Below are 25,292 nucleotides of genomic sequence, written 5' to 3'. Positions count from 1 at the left end.
CTTGCAGAGCCTCGATCCAATTTTTGTCCTCATCTGCCTCTGTCTGCTGCTATAACGGGAGCAGAATCTTTACTTTTTTGATAAGCAACCCTAAAGTGGTATAGAATCCCTTTGAGTATCTGTAAAACAATGACAACTCTTGTATTTGTACATGGCACAGGGGTACGACCAACTCAATACGAGGAAAATTTTGCGCTAATTCAAAAAAAGCTTGGTATCCAACGTCCCGATATCAAAGTCGTCCCGTGTTTGTGGGGCGAAATGTTGGGAACCAAGTTAAATGCTCAAGGGGCATCTATACCTTTGTATGATGCGACACTAGCGCTGTCGGAAGAGGAGGAAGAAGATAAGGAGATTTTGCTGTGGGAACAGCTATACCGTGACCCCCTCTATGAATTACAGTTATTGTCACTGAAACCGAGTGAGGAAGGTTCTGCTAATCCTTTTGCAGAACAACCCAGTGATGAATTAGACTCTCTGTTGCAAAGATTGGAGCCTTCACCCGAACTGCAAGCGCTTTTGGTTGATGCGGGAATTGCTTTGGTGTTTGATGAAGCACTACAAGCAGTTATTCGCAGTGAAGCCTATCATGAAGCTTTGCAAAAAGCATCGGACTCCTTAAGTGAGTATTGTGATGCTATAGCAAGAGCGATTGTCGCTCAGGCAATGTTTTACTGCGAACAACAGGAGAAGTATCCGTCAATTCTCACCAAGGCTGATTTGCGGGATAAAGTGGTACAAACGCTCAGTTGTGCTTTGGGAGAACCGGAGTTGGGATTAGGAGGCGGGGTGTGGAAGCTTCTTTCTTTACTGGCGCATCCAACAACGTTTGCGATAAAGCGCAAGCGCGGCAGCATTACAGATGCAATTTCACCCTTTCCTTGCGATATCTTGCTTTATCAGAGTCGAGGAGAAAAGATTCGCCGATTTATCCGAGAAATTATTGAGCAAGCTGAACCACCAGTAGTTTTGCTAGCTCATAGCTTGGGAGGAATTGCTTGCGTTGATTTGCTCGTCAAAGAACACTTGGAAAAAGTGGCGCTATTAGTGACAGTTGGTTCCCAAGCACCCTTTTTATATGAGATTAATGCCCTACACAGTTTAGAATTTGGTGAACCGCTACCAGAGGATTTTCCAGCTTGGTTGAATATATACGATTTACGGGATTTTCTCAGTTACGTTGGTGCTAATGTGTTCCCGAATAAAGTGCAGGATGTGTTGGTAGATAGCAAACAACCGTTTCCGCGATCGCACAGCGCTTACTGGGAAAATCCTGCAACATGGAAAGCGATTATTCCCAGACTGCCATGATGCAGATAATTGCTAAACCAGGGCGGACTTATGGGTTAGTTGTGGGTATCGAGAAATACAGTAATACTTCTTGGAATGTCGGTGGCCCTGCTAATGACGCTCTCAAGTTCGCCGACTGGCTGTGTAAGCGAGGTGTACCGAAAGAGAATATCCAGCTTTGCTTGTCATCGCTAGAAGAAAATAATCCCCTACTTGAGCAATCAGATTTCACAGTAGAGGAAGCAACCGAGCAAAATCTATCCAATATAATAGAAAATAAATTTTCTAAACAAAAAGGAGATTTGCTTTATATTTTTTGGGCGGGCCATGGTTTGCTTTCCTCCGAACGAGAACGCAGGCTACTATGTGCTGATGCCACATCGCAAAATTGGCGGAACTTGGATTTAAATTCTTTGCTTCTTTTATTAAAGTCAAATTTGTTTGGAATTAAAAATCATATTTGCATTCTTGATGCGTGTGCTAATTATTTGTTGGAGTCGGACGGACGACCAACTAATTTAAAAGGGAAAGAATTCTCTAGTGGTCAGCCTATGCGAGATTATAAACAGTTTGTGTTACTGGCCGCTAGAGAAGGAGAGAAAGCAATAGTTAACACTAAATGTCAAACAGGATACTTCTCTCAAGCAGTCAGGGAGGCACTAGAACAGGAACCTTTAGAAACTTGGCCTCCAAATATGAAGGTAATTTCTGAGAAAGTTAAACAGCAAGTTACCAGCTTGAATAATAAACAACTGCCCATTTATTTTGAAAGTTGTAGTTGGGATGGCGATAGAGCGAGTTATCGTCTAAATGAGTTAAATCTGCCAGATAAAACTCCTCATTTAAAGGATGAATCGGTAAAAAATATCTCGGCGAAGCCGCTAACATCATTAATTCCCGACACCACAACTTTTGAGTTTGAAGTGGTAACTGTGGATGCTCAAGGGCGAGAAACTAAACGTTGCCCAAAACAGGCACAATACTTTGTCGAAATTTTGGGCGACGCAGTTGAGTTGGAAATGGTTTCCATCCCAGGTGGTAAATTTACAATGGGAGCGCCCCAAGAAGAACTTGAATCCCGCGAGGATGAACGTCCCCGACATCTAGTTACTGTAAAACCCTTCTTTATGGGTAAGTATCCCATCACTCAGGCACAGTGGAGAGCGATCGCATCCCGACCAAAAATCAAGCATGACCTCGATCCCAATCCATCTTGCTTTAAAGGAGATCATAGACCCGTTGAACGGGTTTCTTGGTATGATGCTGAGGAGTTCTGCGCTCGACTGTCGCAGAGAACAAGACGATTTTATCGCTTACCCAGTGAAGCTGAATGGGAATACGCCTGTCGCGCTCAAACAACAACCCCATTTCATTTTGGCAAAACAATTACGACACATCTAGCAAACTATTGCGGACAAGACCAGAAAATTAACGCTCTTTTGTACAGAGGAACTTATATTAGCGAACCATTAGGCGTTTACCGCCAACAGACAACTGAGGTAGGTAGTTTTCCAGCTAATGCTTTTGGACTCTGCGACATGCACGGTAATGTTCGGGAATGGTGCGCTGACTATGAACACGAAAATTATCAAGTAGCACCCTTAGATGCTAGTGCATGGCTCAATAATGGAAATGAGGAATATGGAATTTTGCGGGGTGGTTCTTGGAATTATTTTCCTCATGAGTGTCGTTCTGCATCTCGCTTTTCCGAATATGCAACCATTACTGACAAAGAATTTGGTTTTCGGGTTATCTTTTCTTGTATGTAAAATTTGCTGATTACTATGTAATTAACTTATAAATCCTTGCCTTGACATCCGCAATAAACGATGAGTCAGAAAGTTGTATGCTCATCTCGCGGCGGATTTGAACTTTGGGATTGATTAATAACCTTCTACACTGCTCTCTGTAAGGGTGAGAAAGCCAATTCCAACTTCCTATAATAGCCAATTTATCGTCGCAAACCAAACTTCTTTCATTGGTTCCTCTGCTTTCTATATGTATTTCTTTACCTAAACGAATTAAACGTGAACCTGGATGCTGGGAAAATAAATCTCTCAACTCTTTTTCAGCTTGGGCATCATTATTATCATTATCTTCGTTACCTTTCTTTCCGTAAATTACCGTAACCTTAACCCCTTTTTGCAACGCCGAGACAATCTCAGTCACAAACCATTTTGGTTCGTTACCCCGAATCGAAGGTGAGACAATCAAAATTTCGCGTTCTGCTTGCTCAATAGCTTCTCTAAAAATTGTTAAATGGTCGCAATCATAAATTGGAGTCGCTCCAGGCTGTTGCTGCGGAATTTCTGCCTCCGATTTATACTCTAAAATAACACCCCGATATCGAATATGCTCAACAAGCTGACGGGTCAATCTTCCTTTTTCTAGTCTATAAAGATTGCCCACCAAGATAAATAGTTCTTTTGCTCTAGACACGGCAACATTAAGAAGATTAGGTCGCTTATTAAGCCAACTAACATTATCCTGCGAGCGGCATACTTTTGTAGACAGGATAATTACTTTTTTCTCGGAACCTTGAAAAGTGTGAATTGTTCCCACGAACTTTCTATTAAATAGAGGGAATATTTTAGTGATAGCTTCCGTCAGAGCATTAGCTTGAGCGCGAAAGGCTGAAATTACACCGATATCTTTTAATGAGTAACCTTGATCGAGCAAATGCTGAATTATTTCACAGACAGCAGTAACTTCTTCCTCATTAACATTATTGCGGATATTTCCCTCAACATCGTAAGCAATTAAGTGGGATTCCAATAAAGAATCAACTGGTTCCGTTTTGATCTCTAAGCCATAGCCAGCAATAGCATTACAATATTGAATAATGCTAGGTTGACAACGGTAATGCTCCATCAAGCCAATCCCATTACCTGTATTGCCATCTTCTCCAGTTACTCCGGCGGCGCGATGATAGGTAGTAGCGCTATATTCTTCTTCCGGACTGTAACAATGGTAATCACTTTCAGTTAATTCTCTGTCAAGAAATGCTGTTTGACGGTATTTATCGCGTCTTTGGTCACTTAAAGTAATTACAGGCTCAATTTGTAGAGGATCTCCGACAATAATAGCCTTGCGCGATCGCACCAGCAACGGAAAGCTCTGATACAGTGGAATCATTCCAGCTTCATCTATAATTGTGCGGTCAACACACTCAGAGATGCGCGGTAGCATATTTCGTAGTGAGAGCAACCCACTGCTAATGACTGGAAATATCAAACTTATGGCTTTAAAATACTCATCTTGATTTTTTTTAAACGTATTAAGCGCCTTAGAGTTTACCAAAAGAAAATCTAAATATGACTTCAAAGCTTTTTGTACATTGTCCTTATCTTGTAGTGCTTGCTGAGTCAGAAATTCCCGCGATAGCTTAAAGAGTTCTTGGTGTCGAGCGTGAAACTTTTCATGAAAGGAAGCGTAAAAGTCTTCCAATGGAGTTGCCAAACTATTTTCTAAGGAAGTTAACTCTCTATCCGCTCCATCTTTTTGTTGCTCTGTGTTGGCTATATCTTCAGCATTTGTTTGCAAGCTTGCTTGTACGTGTTGTAGGTCTTTTGCTTTTGCTAGTTTTTCCCTAACCCTCTCTAATTCTCGAATAAATTCGTGGCGATTTTTGGGATTTCCTACAGGGAAAGGAGTATTGAATGTAATTTCAATTGCTGATTCGCAAGCTAAAACGGCCTTAGTTATAATCTGTTTTTCTGTTCTCCCAGTTATCCAGCGCCACAAACGAGTCCACCAAGGTAATCTTCCTTCTGGTTTCTCTATGTGTCCTTCCACATTATTAAAGTGCCGTTCTATTTTGCGATAAGCTTCACTTGGTAGTTGTTCATATTTTGCCAAATCTTCTGCTAGTTCTTGCAAGTTGCTTCTAGTAGCTATTGCCTCATCTAAATGCTGTTGAAGTATTTGTATCTCTTTCCGAAGATGAGGCAGTCGTTCTTCATCTAAAGCTCTTTTACGGCGTGCTGCTAAATATTTCGACTTCTCTAATAAAATGTCATCTTTTCTGTGTTTTATTTCCTGCTTTTTTTGATTAAAAACTGTTTCGTTAAAACTATTTTGTTGAATATATTCAAGTCCTTGTTGTAGATTATCGAGAGCACCTCCCGCTTTTTCAATATTCTCTCTACTCCCTCCTTTTATATATAGAAAATCATGTTCTAAACCATCGTTATTTAACCATTCATCTATCTTTTCAATAACATTGTCAACGGCTTTATTATTGGTACTGCTAACAACTGTGAGATTATTGATATCCTCCTCTCCATCAATTAATCTGAGTGCGCGATTGACTACCTGTTGAGCGATAAGATGAAGGATGAGGGTAGTTTTCCCAGAACCAGGTGGGCCTTGGACCGCCGTCACAGGTTCGCTTTGAGCGTGTTTCAGTGCTGTTAATTGTGAAGTAGTTGGTGCGTGGGTCGGGAAAGCACCCATGTAAGTAACTTCGTGTTTCGGAAGTTGAGGCGCACCGAACAGATACTCATAAGCTGGATGTCCTTTCGACCAGTTTTTTGAGCCTGCCTTAATGTCTTTCAGGTCTTTCTTGAGTTTCCCTGAAAATGGGCCTCCTGTAAACTTAAACAAGTACGGCTGCCGTTGAACCGGGCGACGAGAGCCTGGTATGACCACCTGTCGCATCCACTCCTCATAAGTTTGAAACTCAATTGCAAATGTTGTTTTTAGAAACAGTCGCAGCCCATCTTTAGTAATCAATTTCTCGCGCTGTTCATCATCCATTCCCAGAAATTTAGTTAAATTGTCTCCTGCTTCTATGAGTTTTAGTTCGTCAAGGTTCCATCCTTCTTCTTGATAATTTCCCTTAAGAATAGATGTAACATCCAAACTAAACAGAGGACAAAGATAAGATTTTCCCTCTTCTACATCAAAAGTTTGCGGAAAGGATAAAACCCACACAGAGTCCTGCTGATTTTGTTGCTTTTTGGTGGCTTTATGTTGCAGTTCTGAAAAAATAGGTTCCGGAATTAATACACAATCGCCTACTAGCCTGATATCATCCTTTTTTAACTTATCCCGATTGGCTACTTCAATCCGGGCGTTACTGTAATCATCCAAATCAATGTAGTCGAACCAGGCATTGAGAATTGCATCTACCTTGGCTGTATTGTCCAAGATTCCCTCCAGGATATTGTTTCTACCTTAACTGTTTTTTATAGCACAAGTGTCACTTAGATGCTAGTGCAAGTCTGGGGTGGTAATACTATATACAAATTTGTTGATGTCCAACATATCGATGTAGCCGTTTATCTCCTTCCTCCCAATCTTATCTACTTTTATAGGTGCGATCGAGTTCTTGCAACCCTGACACCAGATTTCCCAGTTCCATGACGTAAGCACCCCTAATCTTCTTTTTGTTGCTAAAACTCACCTTGGCATCGCTAAATACAACTACTGGAGTGACCTTGGTTAACTTCTTAGCTTTTTTGATAGCCGTGACTTCTTTGGCAATCTGTGCCAGAAAGTCTTTCTCAAAATCTCTCAATTTCCCGTAATATCGACGATTGAGCACATCGCCATCCAACAGAACTTCGGTTGAGTGAGACTTCACATCAAGGATAAAATTGACCCCTTTAGGCGATCGCAGCCACACATCGATATCGCCTACTTGCGGCAATCTTAAGTTGTACTCAGCTATCCATCCAGATTGGATTAGGGATTCCAAAACTTGCTGAGTCTTTTCTTCACCACAGGCCCCTTGGTCAAATCTCTGAGACGACTTCCAAAACGTTTTCCCGTCCTCAATCAACGGAAGGGCGATTAATGCCCCTATCAAAAGAGCCGCGACCAAAAATAAAGGAGCAAAAGGTGCTACTCCGTATACCAGCAGTGGCAACAACACCAACCCTGTTGCCGCACCGTACCTGTATAAGGCTTTGGTACGAAGCTGTTGAGCATGGCGACGCAATGGTTTTCCAGCACCTTCGTTATATTGCGGCTGCATAAATGCACCTATGCACTTATCGTTGACAATGAGAAAAGGTCGAATTATTTTTCTTCCTTCTTCCTTCTTCCTTCTTCCTAATGACAAAAAATTATGAGTCTCGAGTTTTGGATTCCAAGTTTATCAAAAAACTCAAACCTCAAAACTCAAGACTCAAAACTCTCTCAGCCTAAAAGCCGATCGATTCAGTCGATCGCCCGACACAAATAATTGCATCAGACAGCATCAATTACCGGCGACGGGGAACCATCGTGTCGATATTGATATTAGCCAGAGCCACCCGCTGCGGCGGAGTAGCAGGCAGGGGCATATTGCGCGCCATACCCAAATAGTTCGACGGATCGCCAGCTTTCGGCTGCTGTTCTTGAGGAACAAAACGGCGGACACTTGTCTGCCAGATGATTTGCGGGAAGCCAAGCTGCGAACGGTGGTACTCACCGTAGCGGGGCGTTTTCAAGTTGAAAGGAGTATCCCCTCCAACTCGCTGAGGCAAAATTCGGCGCTGCTGGTAAGGTACGGTATCGTAGCCGAACTTTTCCAGGTACTCTTCGCTATTGACCAACTCGTCAATAAAGCCTTGAGGCCCCTTATTTGCTACCACGATCGACCAAGCAATCTTTTCGCGCTCGCTGTAAACATCCCGGCCCAAAATGCGCTGCACGCACATTTCCACAAACCGATAGTTGCTGTTAGTTTGATAATTCCGCTCTAGGAAAGGAGCCGAAGTCGCCAAACCGCGAATAAAGTCCCGCACCGTAATTTGGCCGAACTTGAGTTGCGACTCCAAAGACTTTTGGCGGTTGCTCTTGAGGATTTGGTGTTCGCTGTAAATCTGGCGATATCCAGCCCAAATCAAATTTTCGATGTCTCCAGACGAGAGCACATTTTCAGTTGTGAAAATTCTCGGCTGCTCGTCGCCCGCTACTTCATAACCAGCAACGCGCTGGTTTTGGCTCTTGGGGGCGTAGCTTAATAAAGGAAGCGCCACGTTAAAATCTCCGTTATCTCAAATTTTCAAAATAGTTGATACCGCGAGCTGCCAGCATAACGATACAACTAACCAACATACAGATTAGGGGATTCTCGCAATCTAAATCTGATTTTCCTGAATTTTTGCAACAATCTGTAACATTTGTTGACTTTGAAGGAAGGAAGAAGGAAGAAGCAAGAAGGAAGAAGGAAGAAGGAAGAGGGCAGTTATGCAGAAAGAGGGATCGTTCCCCAAAAGTGGCTCTATCGGCCGATAAGCGAGGCTCTGCCTCGTCAAACGGGAGGCAGAGCCGCCGTCAGAGTATTCCCAGGCAGAGAGAGCCTGGGAACGAGGCAAACGAGCCGGGAACGAGCCGAAAACTACCAGCCCAGAGCTGAGTAAAACTCGCTGACAACTGGCTCCTTCTGAGCGGCCCCGGCCGCTGCATCCGAGTCTGGTTCCACCCGAACTTCGGTACAAAAAGTTGAAGTGCTGAAACCGCCAAAGCGCTTGACGCTACTCGTCCGCATCCGCACGTTGGGATTGGCAAACCAGAAACGCTCGATCGAACTCATCGTCTCGTATTCCGTAATCAGCAGCAGCGCATCCTCATCATCCATCTCAAAACGCCCGGCCACCGGCACAATTTCCGCATAGCCCCGTTCCCGCAACATCAAACCCTGCCGCGGATTTTCAGGATCGGGGACGATCGCGAACACCGTAGACCCTTTATGATTCTCATCATCCTTATCCCACGCCATCGTGCCGTGCCAAGTCACAAAAGCCCCCCCAGCAGCCCGACTCGGATCGACGGAGTGCATCTGGCAAATCTCTGCCACCCGCGCGTCATCCGCAGCCAGCGCCGTTACCTGAATATTTGAATCTCCAATCTCCGCTTGGCGGAAAGCCAGGTGGTGAGTGCTGCGCTGCGATCGCCACTCCCCAGCACTGCTCTGAAAAAACTCCATTGCATCCATACAAACTAGCTCCTTTGGCTTAGGCTTCCCGGTTTTTACCCCTGTTTTATGATAAAGCTCCCCCCACTTAGATGTACTTTTGCGACACAAATTAGTTTCAAAATGTGTACTTTGGACATATTGTCAAGCAGATGTTATGATAGTTTACAATGTAGGAGACACAACAAAGCCTGCGAAACGTCATTTCGATCTATCTGGTCTCGATTTATCTCATGTAACACACTGGAGGAGCGATTTATGGATATGCCTACAACCAGCCTCAGCATGGAACAGCAGTTTAAATTGCAAGTGCTGCGCGAACAAGTCAAGAGCTTGAGCCAAGACCAAGCTCAGGAATACCTGCTAGAAGTGATGCGGCAAAACATGGTCAAAGAAAACCTATTAAAGCATTGGATGAAGAAAATGTGAGCTTTTCGAGAACTTCTTCCAAAAAAAATCACCGGCTTGTATCTGCAAAAAGTACGATCGAGCTTTTAAACATAAAACCCAGAATCCCGGCTTCTCCAAGAAACCGGGATTCTTCAGTTATATTATGTCCCAATTGGTTCGATCGTTTGTGTAGCGCGATTGTTTGGACCTGTTGGAGAATCCTACAAATCAACCAAAACGGCCGCTGACATAATCCATAGTAGACTCTTCCTTCGGATTTTGGAAAATCACCTCAGTCCTGTCACACTCCACAAGATAGCCAAACCGCTTCCCATCGTCAGAAAGTTTAGCATTGAAAAAAGCAGTCAAGTCAGAAACCCGAGAAGCCTGCTGCATATTGTGAGTAACGATCACGATCGTATACTTCTCCTTGAGTTCCCGCATCAACTCCTCAATCTTAATCGTCGAAATCGGGTCAAGAGAAGCGCAAGGTTCATCCATTAACACTACATCAGGATTAATCGCGATCGCCCGAGCAATACACAAACGCTGCTGCTGGCCCCCCGAAAGAGAAAAACCGCTTTGCTTCAACTTATCCTTTACCTCATCCCACAAATAAGCTTGTTTGAGCGACTTTTCCACCAACTCATCCATATCCCCCTTATAATTGTTCACCCTCGCACCGTAAGCAATATTGTCATAAATCGACTTCGGGAAAGGATTCGGCTTTTGAAACACCATCCCAATCTTGCGGCGCACCTGGACAGCATCAATATCAGGAGCGTAAAGATTTTGACCTTGGTAATCAATTCGGCCCTCTAAACGAAAACCGTTAACTAAATCGTTCAGGCGGTTAAAACATCGCAGAATCGTACTTTTACCGCAGCCAGACGGCCCGATTAAAGCAGTAATCTGATTTTTAGGAATCTCCATACAAACATTTTTTACCGCGTGAAAAGCGCCGTAAAAAATATTAATATTCTCAGTCCGCAAAACAGTTTCCGTCTTTTTTTCCAAATTCATCATACAGTTAATACTCCAATCGAATTTTACAAATGACCAATTACAAATAACAACCAACAACTGACAACTGTCAACTGTCAACTGTCAACTGTCAACTGACTAATAAACCTTTTGGCGAGTTGCCCAGCGAGAAAGAATACTCGTCAGCAAAACCATAAACACCAAAATCAAAGATGCAGCCCAAGCCAATTCTTTCTGTGCCTTAAAAGGAACCGTTGCAAAGTTGTACACCAAAACCGAAAGACTCGGAGTTGGCTTATCAAATCCCGCCGGCCAAAAAGGCGAATTCAGCGCCGTGAAAATCAAAGGAGCAGTTTCACCAGCAGCGCGAGCAACCGCCAGCGTCACACCCGTTAAAATCGCCGGAATTGCCGCAGGCAAAACCACCTGCAACACCGTTTGATAATTAGAAGCACCCACACCAACCGACGCCCATCTGATATCTTGCGGGACGATTTGTAGAGCTTCGTCAGTAGTCCGCACAATTGTCGGCAACATCAGCACGGCCAGCGCCGCGCCCCCTGCAATTGCCGAAAAACCTCCCATATTTACCACGAACAAACCGTAGGCAAATACCCCTGCAATAATCGATGGAACTCCGCTGAGGACATTAGTCGCAAAGCGCACCCAGCGAGCGATATTGCCGCTGCTGAACTCCGACAAATAAACGGCGGCCAACACACCAAAAGGAACAGCAATTAGAGAAGCAATTCCTACGGTCATTAAAGTACCGACAATTGCATTCGCGATACCGCCTCCAGACAGTCCGGGCGGGGGCGGCAGTTTGGTAAACAAGTCTAAATTCAGGCGACTAAAACCTTGTACGGCGACGTAGGAAAGCACTGCAAACAGAGGCAAAAGACTAATTGCTAAACAGGCTCCTGCTAGTACCGTCATCGCGATATTGAACAGCGATTGCGGACTGCCTTTAACTTTCTTCAAGCTGCCTGTATTCGAGGCAAAAGGATTGCGAGCGCCAGACTCTATATTTGACATAAATCAAAACTGTATGGGAAATTGCGGCCAACTTTTAGTTGTACTTGGATCTGACTTGAGAAACAATCCACTCTGCCAAGATATTAACAATCAGCGTCAGAATAAACAGAATTAGCCCCGTGTACATCAGAGCTGCTACTTGCAAGCCAGAGGCTTCGGCAAACTGATTTGCCATCAGAGAAGCAATAGTATTTGCCGGAGCTAGCACAGAAGCACTTAACTGATTGGAATTGCCAATTAACAGAGTAGCTGCCATTGTTTCTCCCATCGCGCGGCCGAGCCCGAGCATAATTCCGCCGACAATACCGGAAAAAGCCGCCGGTACGAGCACTCTAAAAATTGTTGTCCAGCGAGTAGCTCCCAAACCTAGAGATGCTTGCCGCAATTCGGGCGGGAGACTTGCTAAAGAGTCGCGGGAAATAGCAGTAATAATGGGCAAAGTCATGATTCCCAAAATTACTCCGGCGGGTAACATTCCCGGGCCAACTGGTGGAGTGCTAAAAATCGGCAGCCATCCGAAGTTACCGTTGAGAAACTGTCCGATGCTGGTAATTATGGGAATCAATACAGCAATTCCCCACAAACCGTAGACTACGCTGGGAATGGCGGCTAAAAGTTCTACTAAAAAAACTAAAGCTGTCCGCACTGGCAGCGGCAAAAAATCTTCGCTCAAGAAGATCGCTGTCCCTACTCCTAATGGTACCGCAATTAGGAGCGCGATCGCCGAACTGACGATCGTCCCGTAAATCATCGGCAGCGCGCCGTACTCTTCTTTAACCGGATTCCAATCGCTGCCAAACAGAAAGCCCAAACCGTACTGTTGAATAGCAGGTAAAGCCCTGTAAGCAACCGTGAGGGCGATTACCAGCAAAATTACACCAACTCCTATTCCCAAAATCCGAGTCAGCCAGATAAAGCTTTGGTCTAAGGACTTTTCTATCACAGAGCGGGAACGGCTGTCAGATTGAGCATTGTTATTATCTGAAGTCATATAGCCTTTCTCAAGGGCGGTGAGGTATGTTCGGTAATCGGTAATCGGTAATCGGTAATCGGTAATCGGTAATTTGCCATAGCTCGCCCTTGACCGAACTTACTTGAGACGCGCTAGGGACACAAAGTCCAAAAAACCTTAAGAAAAAATAGCCTTTTTAGTAGGGTTTCATGCACACCGCACCTTACCTGAATCTAATTATATGGGGTTCAATGCACACCGCACCCTACCTGAACCTCATCGGGAAAAACTTAGAATGAACTAGAGAAATGCACAGGCGGGATGCCTGTTCCACAAGCAGGAAGAGAAGACCAGAAAAGAGAAGAGAAGGTGTTGACAACTCATGCACTGATTTTTATATAAAAGAAGGGCGGGTTGATTAATTCCCTGACTTTTTAACAAATATTTCTGGTAAAACCCGCCCCTACAGAAATATCTCTTTTTTTCCTTCTTTCTTCCCTCTTCACGCTTGACTTCTTCACGCTTGAATTCAATATTTATCCGTTACATCCGTTACATCCGTTAAACAATCCGTTGCCGAACTTCCTTCAATTACTATTTGCCAATCTCAATCTTGTAGTCGGGGCTGATGCCGTCGGCTGCCAAAGCAACTTTTTCTTTGACGCTTTGGGGCAGAGGAACGTAGCCCAATTCGGAACTAACTTTCTGACCTTCGGTTAAGCCGTATTCAACCATTGCCTCGATGGCTTTAGCTTTGTTGGGGTCAGCAACTTTTTTGGGAACGAGCATCCAAGTGTAGGTGACAATTGGATAGGATTGAGCGCCTTCGGGGTCTTCGATAAATGCTCGCAGGTTTTCCGGCAGGGGCGCTGTTGCTAGAGCTTGAGAAGCTGACTCGTCGTTAGGTACTACAAATGTGCCTGCTTTGTTTTGCAGAGATGCAAATTTGACGTTGTTGTTTTTGGCGTAGCCGTATTCTATGTAGCCGACGCTGCCTGCGGTTTGCAAAATTTGGGCTGTGACGCCTTCGTTGCCTTTTGCCCCTACGCCTACGGGCCACTGTACTGTTTTGCCGTCGCCTACTGCTGTTTTCCAGTCGGGGCTGATGGCACTCAGGTGTTTGGTGAAGACGGCGGTGGTACCGCTACCGTCGGAACGGTGGACGATCGTGATATTCTGGTCTGGCAATTTAGCGCCTGGATTGGCTGCTGCAATTTTGGGGTCGTTCCACTTGGTAATTTTACCTTGGAAGATTTCTGTGTAAACGTCTCTGGGCAGTTTGAGCTCGGGTACGTCTGGCAGGTTGTAGCCGATGACGATGCTGCCGGCTGTCATGGGCAGCAAGAGCACGCCTTTGTCTGCTGGAACTTTGGCGATTTCGTCGTCTTTCATGGCGGTGTCGCTGGCCCCAAAGTCTACTGTGCCTTTGGTGAATTGTTCGACTCCGGCGCCGCTGCCTACTGATTGATAGTTAATTTGTACTTTGGGGTTGATTTTGTTGAAGTCTTGAAACCAACGCTGGTAGATGGGCGCGGGGAATGATGCGCCTGCTGCCGTTATAGCTACGTCTGAGGCGAGGGCGAGTTTGGTGTTGGCTGCTGTGCCGGTGGCAGCCACGGGGGCAGCGCCGGGGGATGCTGCGGTGTCGCCGGGGCTGGGGCTGCTGCTGGTTGTGCTGCCGCCGCCGCAAGCTGCTAAGCTGAGGGCGATCGCCATAGCGGAAATTGCTGTGGTAACACGGTTTGGATTAATCAGGTTGAGACGAAAAAGCATAGGTATAGAAAATTTGCGATCGTTATACGGGTCTCCCGCACCAGCATATCGCGCCAAAGTAAAGGTTAGGTTAAGAATCTTTACATTTTATCACTGTTTAATATTAATATTATTAATCTATAAACTTTATTGATGAACTTGACAATTGTAAGTTGATAAGATAGGGGCAAGATTAATGGGTACGGAAACCAGGATGCGATCGCCCGATCGCGAAAAATCCCAGATTAAATTATCAAAAGCTTCAGGCTTAAGAACCAGAAAACCATACAATGGTGGTTGTTTTGACAAGGTGCTAGTATAAAGAACTTAAAAGCTGCGGGCATTCAAGCTTGCATCTGACGAAGACCGACTTCCATTTCTCGACTTCACGCTTGACTTTTATCCGTTACATCCCGTACCTTGCTCGTTGCCGAACTTCCTTCAACATCTGCTATAATGCCTGCTCCTATCGAATTAATCTGGGCTGTTATTGGTTTGCTCCTAACGATAGGAGGCACTTTTTTGCCTGCATCTGTCACAATGCCGATCGGGTTTTGGGACGATCGCGGACTTCAGGCGTACTCTTTAGGTGTTACCTATCAAATTGGAGCAGTATTGCTAGTAGGCTGCATGGGCGGCAAAAATGCTGCGGCTCTCTCACAAATTGCCTATTTGGTATTAGGATTGACTTTGTGGCCTGTTTTTGCTCAAGGTGGCGGCATCGGCTATCTCAAAGAAGCGAGTTTTGGGTATTTGCTGGGTTTTGTGCCTGGTGCTTGGGTGTGCGGCTGGGTGGCTTTTAAGGTGGCTTCGCGGCTGGAATCGATGGCTTTTAGCTGTTTGTGCGGTTTATTTACGGTTCACGCGATCGGCTTAATTTATCTAATTTTTAGTTACTTGCTGATTCCTGGTAAAAAAACATCTTTATTTGATGAGATTCTGAAATATTCGGTTTATCCCCTGCCGGGACAATTGGCGGTGGTTTGTGCGATCGCACTGTTGTCATTTACTTTGCGCCGCTTGATGTTTTATTAATTGGGGAATCAAGAATTGGGAAAAAGGGAATTGGGAATTGGGAATTAGGGAATTGGGAAAAAGGGAATTGGGAATTGGGAATTAGGGAATTGGGAAAAAGGGAATGGGGAATTGGGAATTAGGGAATTGGGAAAAAGGGAATTGGTAATTGTGTCAAATCAGGTTATACTGTCATTGCGCAACGGGAGAGTCATCTCGCTGCGGCTGGGATTGCTTTGCTGCACAGCATTCTGCTGACAATTTTGACCGGCAAAATTTGAGCAAATTATCCCGTGCCCGATGCCCTATGTTCTATTCCCGAATCCATGCGTTTTAAAAGAAATCCCTTATTCTGGGTTGCTGCTATTATCAGTTTAGTTTTAGACCACCTGAGCAAGTTTTGGGTGGTGCAAAATTTTGACTTGACTGTTCCTCCACAGACTCAGCCGCTGTTACCTGGGATATTTCACTTCACTTATGTTGTTAATACCGGTGCGGCTTTTAGTTTGTTCAGCAATGGCGGGGCGGTTTGGTTGCGCTGGCTGTCTTTGGGCGTGAGTGTGGGATTGATGGTGCTGGCTTGGTTCGGGCCGCGAATTAATCGCTGGGAACAAGCTGGCTACGGTTTGATTTTGGGGGGAGCACTGGGTAACGGGATCGATCGATTTGTTTCGGGCCACGTTGTAGATTTTATCGATTTTCGGATAATTCGGTTCCCGGTATTTAATCTGGCAGATGTGTTTATTAATGCTGGGATTATCTGTTTGCTGATTGCAACTTTTCACGGTGCACCGCCGCCGAGAAACCGGGACGATAGCGATTCTATTTCAGAGTAACGCCAGAAGCAGGAAGTTCGGCAACGGATTGTATAACGGATGTAACGGATGTAACAGCTAATTAACCGTAGGGTGCCCAGCGGGGGAGATGCTTAGTTTGTAGTCGTCACATTCAGACATGACGCACCCTACAATAACTTTGATAATGGCTTAAAATGAGATAGGAACAGACCTATTATTAAAGCTAAACTTGCCCGTGACTCCTAATCCTTTTGCCCGAGAACGCCTGCTATTTGCCCCAGCAACCCCCGATGCTGATGCTATCCCGACGATTTTTGCTTTTCCCAACGAGTACACGGTTGGCATCACCAGTCTCGGCTATCAGATAGTGTGGGCAACTTTGGCTGTGCGATCGGATATTGAAGTGGGCCGTTTATTTACTGATATCAGCGAACAACTTCCCCGACATCCCGAATTACTGGGATTTTCGCTTTCTTGGGAACTCGACTATGTAAATATTCTCAATTTATTGGAATCTCTAGAAATTCCAATTTGGGCGTCAAAACGAACTGACAACCATCCGATAGTCTTCGGTGGCGGCCCGGTATTTACGGCTAATCCCGAACCTTTTGCAGATTTTTTTGATGTGATTTTGCTGGGAGATGGCGAAAATCTCATTGATAATTTTATTGATGCTTGTAAAGAAGTCCGTACCGCCGACCGACAAACTAAATTGCGGCATTTAGCCCAAGTTCCGGGGGTTTACGTTCCCAGTTTGTACGAAGTAACTTATTTGGATGCGACTGAGGGGATTAAATCGATTCAGCCTGTGGATTCGGCAATTCCTAGTATGGTGGAAAAACAGACTTATCGCGGCAATACTTTATCTGCTTCTACTGTGGTGACAGAAAAAGCGGCTTGGGAAAATATTTACATGGTGGAAGTGGTGCGGAGTTGTCCAGAAATGTGCCGTTTCTGTTTGGCAAGTTATCTGACTTTGCCGTTTAGAACTGCGAGTTTGGAGGGTTCGTTAATTCCGGCGATCGAGATCGGTTTAGCTGTGACTAATCGTTTGGGTTTGTTGGGTGCTTCTGTGACTCAGCACCCGGAATTTGAAGCGTTGCTGGATCATTTGAATCATCCGAAATACGACGGCGTGCGGCTGAGTCTTTCTTCGGTACGGACGAATACGGTGACAGTTAAATTGGCAGAAATTTTGACAAAAAGAGACAGCAAATCTGTGACGATTGCGGTGGAAAGCGGCAGCGATCGCCTCCGCAAGATTGTCAACAAAAAACTTACTAACGAGGAAATTATCCAAGCTGCTATTAATGCTAAAGCTGGCGGTTTAAAGGGGATTAAACTTTACGGGATGGCGGGAATTCCCGGGGAAGAAATGGAGGATTTGGAGGAGACGGTGGCGATGATGCAAGCGATTAGAAAAGCGGTTCCGGGTTTGCGCTTGACTCTGGGGTGCAGCACTTTTGTCCCGAAATCTCACACTCCTTTTCAGTGGTTTGGTGTGAATAAAGATGCGGAGAAGAGGCTGAAGTTTTTAGATAAAGAAATGCGGAAGTTGGGTTTAGAATTTAGACCGGAAAGCTATAACTGGTCGGTAATTCAGGGTTTGCTATCGAAGGGCGATCGCAGGTTGTCTAAGCTGTTGGAATTAGTGCGGCATTACGGGGATACTTTGGGCAGTTACCGGCGGGCGTTTAAGGAGCTGCGGGGAGAGTTGCCGGAAATGGATTTTTATGTTTTTCAAGAGTGGGAATTAAATCAGGTTTTGCCTTGGAGTCATTTGAAAGGGCCGCTACCGGAGGCGACTTTGAAGAAGCATTTGGCTGAGGCGATGACTCATTTTAAAACGGAGGATTTGCAGTTGACGAGTTAGGAAATGGGGGGCTGCGAAAGTGCGATCGCATCTTTGCAAGTAAGTAGATAAAAAGCTAACTGAACAAGATAAAATAAGGAGCAACGTACTATAATACAGTTATGCCAGAAGTCCAACCCAAAGAAATTCAGCGTTATGTTGCCTCAGACGGTCAAGTGCCGTTTGATAACTGGTGTGATTCATTCCGAGATCGCAAAATTCCCACAATTATCAATAAAAGACTTAACCGAGTGATTTTGGGAAATTTGGGAGATTGTAAATCAGTTGAAGAAGGAGTCTTTGAATTAAGGATAGACTATGGCCCTGGTTTCCGAATCTATTTTGGAGAAGTAGGAACAACAATTGTACTTCTTCTGTGCGGAGGAGATAAAAGCACTCAAGACAGAGACATTCGCCAAGCAATAGAATACTGGACAAATTATAGGAGTTAAAAAATGCCTAAAAGTTTACCATATCATGATTTTTTGATGGCGCGGTTAAAAGACCCCAGTTATGCGGCTGTCTATCTCGAAACTCATTTTGAATTAGATGAAGGCGAAGAACCTGATGAAGCATTGCTCAAACTTGCTCTGGGCGATGTAGCAGAAGCTTTGGGTCAACCAAAAATGACTCCAGAAGAATATGAATTGCACTTAAAAAAACTGGAGGAATTACTGTCGCAGCAAGGCCGCGATACGATTTACAATCTGGGAACTTGGCTGAATGCTTTGGGATTGAAACTAACTGTTGCTGTTTGTACTGATACAGAGGATAATACTGCCAATGCTGAAGCGCGATCGCAATTAACTGTCTAACCCAACGATACAATGCCCAATTTTAAATACTCGTCGCTGATTAACGCCACCGTTGAAACAGTTTGGAACTTTTACGAAAGGCCGGACATTCTGCAAATGTTGACTCCGCCTTGGCAGCCGGTGAAAATCATTCGCCGCGAAGGGGGACTCGGTGTGGGTGCTGTATCAGAATTTCGGCTGTTATTGGGGCCGATTCCGGTAAAATGGGTGGCGACTCACACAGAGTGCGAACAATATCGCTTGTTTGTGGACGAACAAACTGAGGGGCCGATGGCTGGTTGGACTCACCGACACGAGTTTACCGCAGAAAATGGCCAGACCCGATTGACGGATGCGATCGCATTTTCGATACCGGGCGGCCCGATTGTCGATTTGCTGTTAGGTTGGTGGGTGGAAATGCGCTTAACAGATATGTTTCGCTACCGCCACGAAGTCACAAAGAGAGAGTGCGAAAAAGATGCAAACAACGGCTGAAACTTTTCATGCTGATTTAGTATAATTGATATATTTTGAAGCGGCTGTTTCGACGAAAGCCCGAAAAATTCCGCAGTCGGGGAGACTTTTTGGCGACATTTCTGGATGCCACTGAACTGCTACCATCCAAGGGTGATATTTGTATTCGATTGCTTCTATTAAACCGTCGGGTGCTCGGGCGACAATTTGCCAACCGGGAATCATTGTTTGCACGGCTTGATGGTGCCAAGAAACAACGTTTGTAGAGGTTGTACCCATGATTTTTGCTAGCCGGCTGTCGGGATCTATTTTAATGATATGCTCGATCGCGCGAATCGGGTTTTCTTGTCGGTGATTAACCTCATCTCCGTAAGCATCCGGCACGTGAACGACCAAATTCCCGCCGCTAGCTACATTCAAGACTTGCATTCCCCGGCAAATCCCCAAAACGGGTATGTCAGCCCTCAAAGCTAGCTTAGCTAAGCTTAACTCAAAATTGTCGCGTTCTGCGTTAACCGAGTAAACAGTGCGATCGACAAAACCGCCATAAAGTTCTGGATTAATATCTCCGCCGCCTGAAAAAATCAAACCATCTACGGCATCAAAAATACTACCCGGATCTAATTGGTTCGGGGGCAGTAAAATCGGAATACCGCCTGCCGCCTGCACTGCATCAATATAAGCTCCGTTGAGGCAATATTCGCCGGCTTGACTGCGGTTGTAAGTTGTGATACCAACGATCGGATGTTTTTTCATTTGCTCAAGACTAGGAGATAATTATTTACAACTGGTTCGCAGCATCGGAATGCAAGTCCTTCTTTCCGAGGACTTTACTCCTCACGTTCAAACTAATTTTATTACAGGTTCGTACTGAGGACTTTAGTCCTTCTTTCCGAGGACTTTAGTCCGATGCTGCGAACTAATTTTATTACGGATAATTGACCGAAATTGATATGATTAGTGCCGATCGCTTCCTAGATTAAACTGAGCATTCCCGGCACTGCTGTCTAATTTGTAACAATTTTAGGATTAGTTTCCGGCAGCGGTTTCCGCGTGCACAGATAAGCCAGCGGCCCGAACAGCGGCACTAAAGTTACTGCCCAAAATGCTGTAGCATTCTGCATTCCTCGGCGCGCCATATCGTCGGCTAATAAGGCAGGAAATAGCAGGCAAAGCATACAAAAATCTAAACTCATTACGTGGATAAAACGGCTGGTTTGCCACTGCTGAGCGAAATCATACCAATCGCCTTTTGTCAAGCCAAAGGCAACTAAAGCAGCAGCGCCCAAAGTTAATACAATGGCCGTAAAACGGGAATCTAATATTTTTAAGAAGACGTTTTTAGTACCACGAAATTCTGGATTCGGTTCGCGCAAGGCTAAATAAGGCAGCAAGGCAAATGCGCCGACGCCAAAGGATAAAGTGGCAAACAACCATGCAGGTATTTTCTGCCCCCTGCCGTCAGCAAACAGCACGCAACTGTAGACGATCGGCCAGACTCCCATGATGTTGAACAAAGCTACAATTAAAGGGTTGATCCCTGCTATTTTGCCTGTAGCAAGATTGGTAATTAGTGCGAGAGTTTCGGGGCTGTCGGGTGGTGCGAATACAAAGGCGTAGGTGCTGAATGCAATCCACAGCAGCCAAAATCCAATTTTTCTGAACATACTTAGTTTTTTACTTTTGATATTAGTATAGCAATTTTTAAGGATTGTTTGATTTTTTTTAACCGCAGAGGGCGCAGAGTACGCAGAGGAAGAGAGGGGGAGAGAGGATTAGATATTAATTTGTTATTTGGTATTGTTGGTTTTGGGCAGATTGGTAAAGTTTTTCATGAATTGGCGATCGATCCAATCTTTCCAGTACCACAGCAGCGCCGATTCCCACATGAAAGAGCCGCGAGAGGCGATCGCCCTTTTATTCCCAGTACCTATCAAGCCTAAATATTGTTCCTGCGGTACAAAGGGTTTCAGCGGTTTTTGCAATAAAAACTGCTGCAAATTTTCAAACAGCGGTTTGCCCTGACGCACGGCAAACACGCCTGCTTTGGGACGGGGATAATTAACCATCGCGGCGATGTCTCCAGCCCCGAATACGTTGGGGTGAGAGACTGATTGCAGGCAGTCGTTGACTTGCATAAACCCGTTTGAGTCAGTTGCTAAACCAGATTCTCCGATCCAATGGGCGGCGGATGCTTGTGTCACCCAAAAAATGATCTCGCACTCAACGCTCAAACCAGATTCACAGTATATTTGGGCATTGGGCATTGGGCATTGGGCATTGGGCATTGGGCATTGAGAATCGGATGCTATTTCCATCATTTTTTGATTTTGCACAGCACTGACTTTTTCCATTAAATGCAGTTTAACGCCACGATTAATCAGAATTTCTTTCAGGCGGCGACGAACCCGTTTGTTATGTCCCGGCAGCAATTGTGCCCCGCTATGAAACAAGTTAATTTCTAATCCTTCTTCTTGCTTAAATTTTCCTGTCTCCTTAGGCATCCATCCGTTAGAGCCCGTACATTGCTCGCTGCCGAACCCTTCTTCCTTCGCAAGACGAGATTGCATATTCAATGCTAATTCTACGCCGCCAGCACCGCCACCGACAATCGCGATTCGCAGCGGTTTTTCGGGATAGTTTTGCTGCTCGGAAATTAACTGATTCCAGCTAGCTAAAAACTCCGGTACGGGTTTAGCTGGAATGGCGTATTCTGCGGCCCCCGGCACAGATAGAGTCGCGGGAGTGCTGCCGATATCCACAGAAAGCACGTCAAAGTTAACTGGAACCCGAGTTTGACAAATAACTTGATTTTTGCTAAAGTCGATCGCGATCGCCCGATCGACCAATATTTGACACCCGGCAAATTCCGCGAGCGATCGCAAATCGATGTGACATTCATCATAATCGTAAAACCCGGCAACGTACCCCGGCAACATCCCCGAATAAGGCGCGTACAGGACATCGCTAATCAGAGTCAAACGCACGGACGGCAGCGGTTTCATGCCGAACATTTTTAATACAATAGCATGACTGTGACCGCCGCCAATTAAGACTAAATGTTTCACAATTACAGATGTTCGATCGAAATGTTCTTTCCCCGATATTCTACAGCACTCGCACTCTGGCAGGCAGCACTGTCGGGTCAGGGGAGCTTGCAGCGCGTAATTAATGATTTCCCAGCAGTTTTAGAGAATGCTCTCACTTACCCTCTGGATCGCAGATTGTATTTGGCTCAGTTGCGATCGCACAATCAGCACAAATAGCTGTAGACTGTAGAGCGATCTAATTTTATCACCAAATTATGCCGGGGTGTGTTTGGATAGCTAACTCACCATTCAAAATTATGACATTACGCATCATTCCTCGCAGTTGGCAGCGATCGATTAAACGTTTGTTCCCACTGCTGTTTGCCCTCTCATTCATTATAGTATTGCTGGTCAATAACGCGATCGGGGCGATCGCCCAGCAACCCCGCCAAGAAATTCGCGGAGTTTGGATGACGACAAACGACAAAGACATCCTCAGAGATCGCCGCAAACTCGGAGATGCGATCGGTCAATTAAAGCAGTTAAATTTTAACACAATCTATCCCGTAGTCTGGAACTCTGGCTATGCAATGTATCCCAGCCCAGTCGCCCAGCAAAGAGACATTCAACCCTTTGTTTATAGAGGGTTAGACGGACAAGATATGATCGGAGATTTAATCGCCCAAGCCCACCGCCAAGGCCTGCTAGTAATTCCTTGGTTCGAGTTTGGTTTCATGACACCTCCCACCTCAGAATTAGCATTAAACAATCCCGATTGGCTGACCCAAAAACAAGACGGCAGCCAAACATCAAACGGTGCAGGCGGCGAAGTAGTTTGGCTCAATCCCTTTCATCCCGAAGTGCAGAAATTTATTACCGAACTCGTACTAGAAATCACCACACAATACAACGCCGACGGCATCCAATTCGACGATCACATGAGTTTGCCCTCAGAATTTGGCTACGACGACTATACAGTTGCTTTGTATACCAAAGAAACCAAAAAAGCACCTCCAACCGACTCTCAAGATCCAGCATGGGTGAAGTGGCGAGCCAATAAAATCACGGCATTTATGTCGCAACTAAATCAAGCCGTCAAAGCAGTCAAACCCAATGCAATTTTCTCGATTTCTCCCAATTACTACGAATTTGCTTACAAACATCACCTGCAAGATTGGCTGGCTTGGGTGCGTTTGGATATTGCCGACGAACTCATCGTGCAAGTGTACCGTCCCAATCTAGAATCATTTGTGGACAAGATTAACCGTCCAGAAATGCGAGAAGCACAGCAAAAAATTCCCACCGGAGTTGGGATTATGACAGGTTTAAGAAATCGCCCAGTACCGATGCAGCAAATTCAATCCCAAGTGCGAGCAGTCCAAGAATACGGCTTAGGTGCTGCTTTCTTCTACTACGAAAGCTTGTGGGAAGATGCGCCAGAACCAATTGGCGATCGACTTTCTCAATTTAGTGCCTTCTTCCCGTCTTCTGCATTCCGAACAGCGCTACAAATACCGAGACGTGCGGCAACTTTTCCTCCGCCTCCCCCACCCAAACCCGACCCCAAAGCTAAGCCCGAGCAACCTACAAAAAACAGCCCGCCTTCGCCATCACCAACCACGCAAAAGATTTAAAAAGTCATTAGTCATTGGTAATTTTGTAGGGTGTGCCATTAGTCCGACAGTCCGACAGGGGTTTAAACCCCTGTCTCATAGCTGAAGTCGTCTAAAGACGACTGTAGCAATTCTATCAAACCTGTTTTTATATAGAGTTAGCGCAGAATATATGTGTAACTCTACTTTTCAAAATTGAGATTACTATTTGAGTCGGTTTTAACCGACTTATGCTATTAGACAGGGACTTGAGTCCCTGGCGGCCCGTGGCAGAATGAAACAGCTCTGCTGGGGGCTAGGGGATACCGAGTTATGTTCCTATAAAATATCCGTATTACCAACAACTACCATCAATAAAAATGCAAACAAACCAAAAAATTTTACTGCCCAAAATGGGCTGCGGCACATGGGCCTGGGGCAACCGACTGCTTTGGGGTTACGATGAAACTATGGACGAGGAATTGCAAGCCGCGTTCAATCTTTGCGTTAACAATGGTGTCACCTTATTCGATACAGGGGATTCTTACGGAACCGGGAAATTAAACGGACGCAGCGAGCAGCTTTTAGGGCAGTTTTCTCAACAATATCAAGGTGCACATCAAGACAGTATTTGTATTGCGACAAAACTAGCGGCTTATCCTTGGAGACTGACGCGACAATCAATGATATCTGCTGGAAAAGCCTCGGCTTCCCGCCTCGGAAAAAATGTAGATTTGGTGCAAATGCACTGGTCTACAGCTAATTACGCTCCTTGGCAAGAGGGGGCTCTTTTGGACGGTCTGGCCGACCTTTACGAGCAAGGATTGGTCAAGGGTGTGGGCTTGTCTAATTACGGGCCGAAACGGCTGAAATGGGTGCATCAAAGATTTAGCTCGCGCCAAATTCCAATTGTTACTTTACAAGTGCAATATTCGCTACTTTCCACCTATCCGGTAACAGAACTCGGATTGAAAGAGGTTTGCGATGAATTGGGGATAAAATTAATTGCTTACAGTCCTTTAGCCTTGGGGTTGCTGACGGGGAAATATTCGGAAAACGGCGCTTTTCCTAAAGGTATCCGAGGTTTGGCGTGCAAGCAGCTACTTCCGGGAATGCGATCGCTTTTGGGCTGTTTGCGAGAAATAGCTGCCTTCAGAAACAAGACTGTTTCGCAGGTAGCAATCAACTGGTGCATCTGCAAAGAAACTATTCCAATTCCTGGAGCTAAATCTGCGGCACAGGCGAGGGATAATATTGGTGCTTTGGGCTGGGAGTTGGACTCGGGGGAGATTGCAGAATTGGATAAGGCGGCGGCGAGTGCAGATAAAAAAATGGTGCAGAATATCTTTCAAAGTCGGTAAAAAGACTCTCGCGCGGGGTGGGGGCGGGTTTATTTAAGCTGTCTGCATTCTTTAAATCTTTTGGTGAACC

Annotated in this window: 23 protein-coding genes; 12 read left to right on the top strand and 11 right to left on the bottom strand. The window is 45.3% G+C overall.

Annotated elements, in window-relative coordinates; genetic code table 11:
• Positions 1 to 129: 129 nt before the first annotated feature.
• The gene (locus QUB63_RS23365) at positions 130 to 1,311 is read left to right on the top strand and encodes a hypothetical protein (protein WP_332947706.1); all 1,182 of its coding nucleotides are present in this window, start codon (positions 130 to 132) and stop codon (positions 1,309 to 1,311) included.
• Complete coding sequence (locus QUB63_RS23360) at positions 1,281 to 3,059, top strand: formylglycine-generating enzyme family protein (protein WP_332947705.1); 1,779 nt, start codon at positions 1,281 to 1,283, stop codon at positions 3,057 to 3,059. The genes QUB63_RS23365 and QUB63_RS23360 overlap by 31 nt, the downstream gene beginning before the upstream one ends.
• A gap of 13 nt (positions 3,060 to 3,072) precedes the next feature.
• On the opposite strand, the gene QUB63_RS23355 is transcribed toward QUB63_RS23360, so the two are convergent.
• From QUB63_RS23355 to QUB63_RS23340, 4 genes are all read right to left on the bottom strand, one after another.
• Complete coding sequence (locus QUB63_RS23355; RefSeq protein WP_332947703.1) at positions 3,073 to 6,441, bottom strand: AAA domain-containing protein; 3,369 nt, start codon at positions 6,439 to 6,441, stop codon at positions 3,073 to 3,075.
• Positions 6,442 to 6,592: 151 nt separating this feature from the next.
• A complete protein-coding gene (locus tag QUB63_RS23350) occupies positions 6,593 to 7,357 on the bottom strand; it encodes an NERD domain-containing protein (RefSeq protein ID WP_332947702.1) in 765 nt (254 codons plus the stop codon).
• Between the two features lie 142 nt (positions 7,358 to 7,499).
• Positions 7,500 to 8,258, bottom strand: a complete 759-nt coding sequence (locus QUB63_RS23345; protein ID WP_332947701.1) for a phycobilisome rod-core linker polypeptide — start codon at positions 8,256 to 8,258, stop codon at positions 7,500 to 7,502.
• 362 nt (positions 8,259 to 8,620) lie between these two features.
• Positions 8,621 to 9,217, bottom strand: coding sequence for a phycobiliprotein lyase (locus QUB63_RS23340; RefSeq protein ID WP_332947700.1), 597 nt, complete (start codon positions 9,215 to 9,217; stop codon positions 8,621 to 8,623).
• Positions 9,218 to 9,454: 237 nt separating this feature from the next.
• Here QUB63_RS23340 and QUB63_RS23335 point away from each other — a divergent pair, with 237 nt between their 5' ends.
• On the top strand, positions 9,455 to 9,625 hold the full coding sequence (locus QUB63_RS23335; RefSeq protein ID WP_332947698.1) for an NblA/ycf18 family protein: 171 nt from the start codon (positions 9,455 to 9,457) through the stop codon (positions 9,623 to 9,625).
• 189 nt (positions 9,626 to 9,814) lie between these two features.
• Here QUB63_RS23335 and pstB read toward each other — a convergent pair whose 3' ends face one another.
• From pstB to pstS, 4 genes are all read right to left on the bottom strand, one after another.
• Complete coding sequence (gene pstB, locus QUB63_RS23330; RefSeq protein WP_332947736.1) at positions 9,815 to 10,609, bottom strand: phosphate ABC transporter ATP-binding protein PstB; 795 nt, start codon at positions 10,607 to 10,609, stop codon at positions 9,815 to 9,817.
• Between the two features lie 99 nt (positions 10,610 to 10,708).
• Positions 10,709 to 11,605, bottom strand: a complete 897-nt coding sequence (pstA, locus tag QUB63_RS23325) for a phosphate ABC transporter permease PstA (RefSeq protein ID WP_332947697.1) — start codon at positions 11,603 to 11,605, stop codon at positions 10,709 to 10,711.
• 34 nt (positions 11,606 to 11,639) lie between these two features.
• The gene (gene pstC, locus QUB63_RS23320; protein WP_332947696.1) at positions 11,640 to 12,596 is read right to left on the bottom strand and encodes a phosphate ABC transporter permease subunit PstC; all 957 of its coding nucleotides are present in this window, start codon (positions 12,594 to 12,596) and stop codon (positions 11,640 to 11,642) included.
• Between the two features lie 555 nt (positions 12,597 to 13,151).
• The gene (gene pstS, locus QUB63_RS23315) at positions 13,152 to 14,330 is read right to left on the bottom strand and encodes a phosphate ABC transporter substrate-binding protein PstS (protein ID WP_332947695.1); all 1,179 of its coding nucleotides are present in this window, start codon (positions 14,328 to 14,330) and stop codon (positions 13,152 to 13,154) included.
• A 435-nt stretch (positions 14,331 to 14,765) separates the two neighbouring features.
• On the opposite strand from pstS, the gene QUB63_RS23310 reads away from it, so the two are divergent.
• From QUB63_RS23310 to QUB63_RS23285, 6 genes are all read left to right on the top strand, one after another.
• Positions 14,766 to 15,344 carry a biotin transporter BioY gene (locus tag QUB63_RS23310; RefSeq protein ID WP_332947694.1) on the top strand — a complete coding sequence of 193 codons (579 nt, stop codon included), beginning with the start codon at positions 14,766 to 14,768 and terminating at the stop codon, positions 15,342 to 15,344.
• A 305-nt stretch (positions 15,345 to 15,649) separates the two neighbouring features.
• Positions 15,650 to 16,159, top strand: a complete 510-nt coding sequence (gene lspA / locus QUB63_RS23305) for a signal peptidase II (RefSeq protein WP_332947735.1) — start codon at positions 15,650 to 15,652, stop codon at positions 16,157 to 16,159.
• A gap of 196 nt (positions 16,160 to 16,355) precedes the next feature.
• Entirely contained in the window at positions 16,356 to 17,993 is a 1,638-nt protein-coding gene (locus QUB63_RS23300) for a B12-binding domain-containing radical SAM protein (protein WP_332947693.1), read from the top strand.
• A 101-nt stretch (positions 17,994 to 18,094) separates the two neighbouring features.
• Positions 18,095 to 18,424, top strand: coding sequence for a type II toxin-antitoxin system RelE/ParE family toxin (locus tag QUB63_RS23295; RefSeq protein ID WP_332947692.1), 330 nt, complete (start codon positions 18,095 to 18,097; stop codon positions 18,422 to 18,424).
• A 3-nt stretch (positions 18,425 to 18,427) separates the two neighbouring features.
• A complete protein-coding gene (locus tag QUB63_RS23290; protein ID WP_332947691.1) occupies positions 18,428 to 18,787 on the top strand; it encodes a helix-turn-helix domain-containing transcriptional regulator in 360 nt (119 codons plus the stop codon).
• A 12-nt stretch (positions 18,788 to 18,799) separates the two neighbouring features.
• Positions 18,800 to 19,261 carry an SRPBCC family protein gene (locus QUB63_RS23285; protein WP_332947690.1) on the top strand — a complete coding sequence of 154 codons (462 nt, stop codon included), beginning with the start codon at positions 18,800 to 18,802 and terminating at the stop codon, positions 19,259 to 19,261.
• Positions 19,262 to 19,267: 6 nt separating this feature from the next.
• Here the strand turns inward: QUB63_RS23285 and QUB63_RS23280 are convergent, their stop codons facing one another.
• From QUB63_RS23280 to QUB63_RS23270, 3 genes are all read right to left on the bottom strand, one after another.
• Positions 19,268 to 19,996 (bottom strand): gamma-glutamyl-gamma-aminobutyrate hydrolase family protein, encoded by a 729-nt coding sequence (locus QUB63_RS23280; RefSeq protein ID WP_332947689.1) that lies wholly within the window; start codon positions 19,994 to 19,996, stop codon positions 19,268 to 19,270.
• Positions 19,997 to 20,247: 251 nt separating this feature from the next.
• Positions 20,248 to 20,907, bottom strand: coding sequence for a DUF2834 domain-containing protein (locus QUB63_RS23275; protein WP_332947688.1), 660 nt, complete (start codon positions 20,905 to 20,907; stop codon positions 20,248 to 20,250).
• Between the two features lie 123 nt (positions 20,908 to 21,030).
• Positions 21,031 to 22,308, bottom strand: coding sequence for an FAD-dependent oxidoreductase (locus tag QUB63_RS23270; protein WP_332947687.1), 1,278 nt, complete (start codon positions 22,306 to 22,308; stop codon positions 21,031 to 21,033).
• Between QUB63_RS23270 and QUB63_RS23265 the strand changes: the two genes are divergently transcribed.
• The 3 genes from QUB63_RS23265 to QUB63_RS23255 all read left to right on the top strand — a co-directional run bounded on the left by QUB63_RS23265 (position 22,300) and on the right by QUB63_RS23255 (position 25,222).
• A complete protein-coding gene (locus QUB63_RS23265; RefSeq protein ID WP_332947686.1) occupies positions 22,300 to 22,506 on the top strand; it encodes a hypothetical protein in 207 nt (68 codons plus the stop codon). The genes QUB63_RS23270 and QUB63_RS23265 overlap by 9 nt on opposite strands.
• Positions 22,507 to 22,586: 80 nt before the next feature.
• Entirely contained in the window at positions 22,587 to 23,903 is a 1,317-nt protein-coding gene (locus QUB63_RS23260; RefSeq protein ID WP_332947685.1) for a glycoside hydrolase family 10 protein, read from the top strand.
• Positions 23,904 to 24,241: 338 nt separating this feature from the next.
• Positions 24,242 to 25,222 (top strand): aldo/keto reductase, encoded by a 981-nt coding sequence (locus QUB63_RS23255; RefSeq protein ID WP_332947684.1) that lies wholly within the window; start codon positions 24,242 to 24,244, stop codon positions 25,220 to 25,222.
• Positions 25,223 to 25,292: the final 70 nt, after the last annotated feature.

This window comes from Microcoleus sp. ARI1-B5 (assembly GCF_036705795.1).
Taxonomy (GTDB): domain Bacteria; phylum Cyanobacteriota; class Cyanobacteriia; order Cyanobacteriales; family Microcoleaceae; genus Microcoleus.
Note: the sequence above shows the minus strand (reverse complement) of the source record. Positions and strands in the feature narration are given on the sequence as shown.

Bases quoted from the DNA above. Each gene is read 5' to 3' on its own strand.
- QUB63_RS23275 (WP_332947688.1), bottom strand. From the start codon at position 20,907: ATGTTCAGAAAAATTGGATTTTGGCTGCTGTGGATTGCATTCAGCACC.
- pstB (WP_332947736.1), bottom strand. From the start codon at position 10,609: ATGAATTTGGAAAAAAAGACGGAAACTGTTTTGCGGACTGAGAATATT.
- QUB63_RS23290 (WP_332947691.1), top strand. From the start codon at position 18,428: ATGCCTAAAAGTTTACCATATCATGATTTTTTGATGGCGCGGTTAAAA.
- QUB63_RS23365 (WP_332947706.1), top strand. From the start codon at position 130: ATGACAACTCTTGTATTTGTACATGGCACAGGGGTACGACCAACTCAA.
- pstS (WP_332947695.1), bottom strand. From the start codon at position 14,330: ATGCTTTTTCGTCTCAACCTGATTAATCCAAACCGTGTTACCACAGCA.
- pstC (WP_332947696.1), bottom strand. From the start codon at position 12,596: ATGACTTCAGATAATAACAATGCTCAATCTGACAGCCGTTCCCGCTCT.
- QUB63_RS23255 (WP_332947684.1), top strand. From the start codon at position 24,242: ATGCAAACAAACCAAAAAATTTTACTGCCCAAAATGGGCTGCGGCACA.
- QUB63_RS23280 (WP_332947689.1), bottom strand. From the start codon at position 19,996: ATGAAAAAACATCCGATCGTTGGTATCACAACTTACAACCGCAGTCAA.
- QUB63_RS23310 (WP_332947694.1), top strand. From the start codon at position 14,766: ATGCCTGCTCCTATCGAATTAATCTGGGCTGTTATTGGTTTGCTCCTA.
- QUB63_RS23265 (WP_332947686.1), top strand. From the start codon at position 22,300: ATGTTTCACAATTACAGATGTTCGATCGAAATGTTCTTTCCCCGATAT.
- lspA (WP_332947735.1), top strand. From the start codon at position 15,650: ATGCGTTTTAAAAGAAATCCCTTATTCTGGGTTGCTGCTATTATCAGT.
- QUB63_RS23260 (WP_332947685.1), top strand. From the start codon at position 22,587: ATGACATTACGCATCATTCCTCGCAGTTGGCAGCGATCGATTAAACGT.
- QUB63_RS23285 (WP_332947690.1), top strand. From the start codon at position 18,800: ATGCCCAATTTTAAATACTCGTCGCTGATTAACGCCACCGTTGAAACA.
- QUB63_RS23295 (WP_332947692.1), top strand. From the start codon at position 18,095: ATGCCAGAAGTCCAACCCAAAGAAATTCAGCGTTATGTTGCCTCAGAC.
- QUB63_RS23340 (WP_332947700.1), bottom strand. From the start codon at position 9,217: ATGGATGCAATGGAGTTTTTTCAGAGCAGTGCTGGGGAGTGGCGATCG.
- QUB63_RS23335 (WP_332947698.1), top strand. From the start codon at position 9,455: ATGGATATGCCTACAACCAGCCTCAGCATGGAACAGCAGTTTAAATTG.
- pstA (WP_332947697.1), bottom strand. From the start codon at position 11,605: ATGTCAAATATAGAGTCTGGCGCTCGCAATCCTTTTGCCTCGAATACA.
- QUB63_RS23360 (WP_332947705.1), top strand. From the start codon at position 1,281: ATGGAAAGCGATTATTCCCAGACTGCCATGATGCAGATAATTGCTAAA.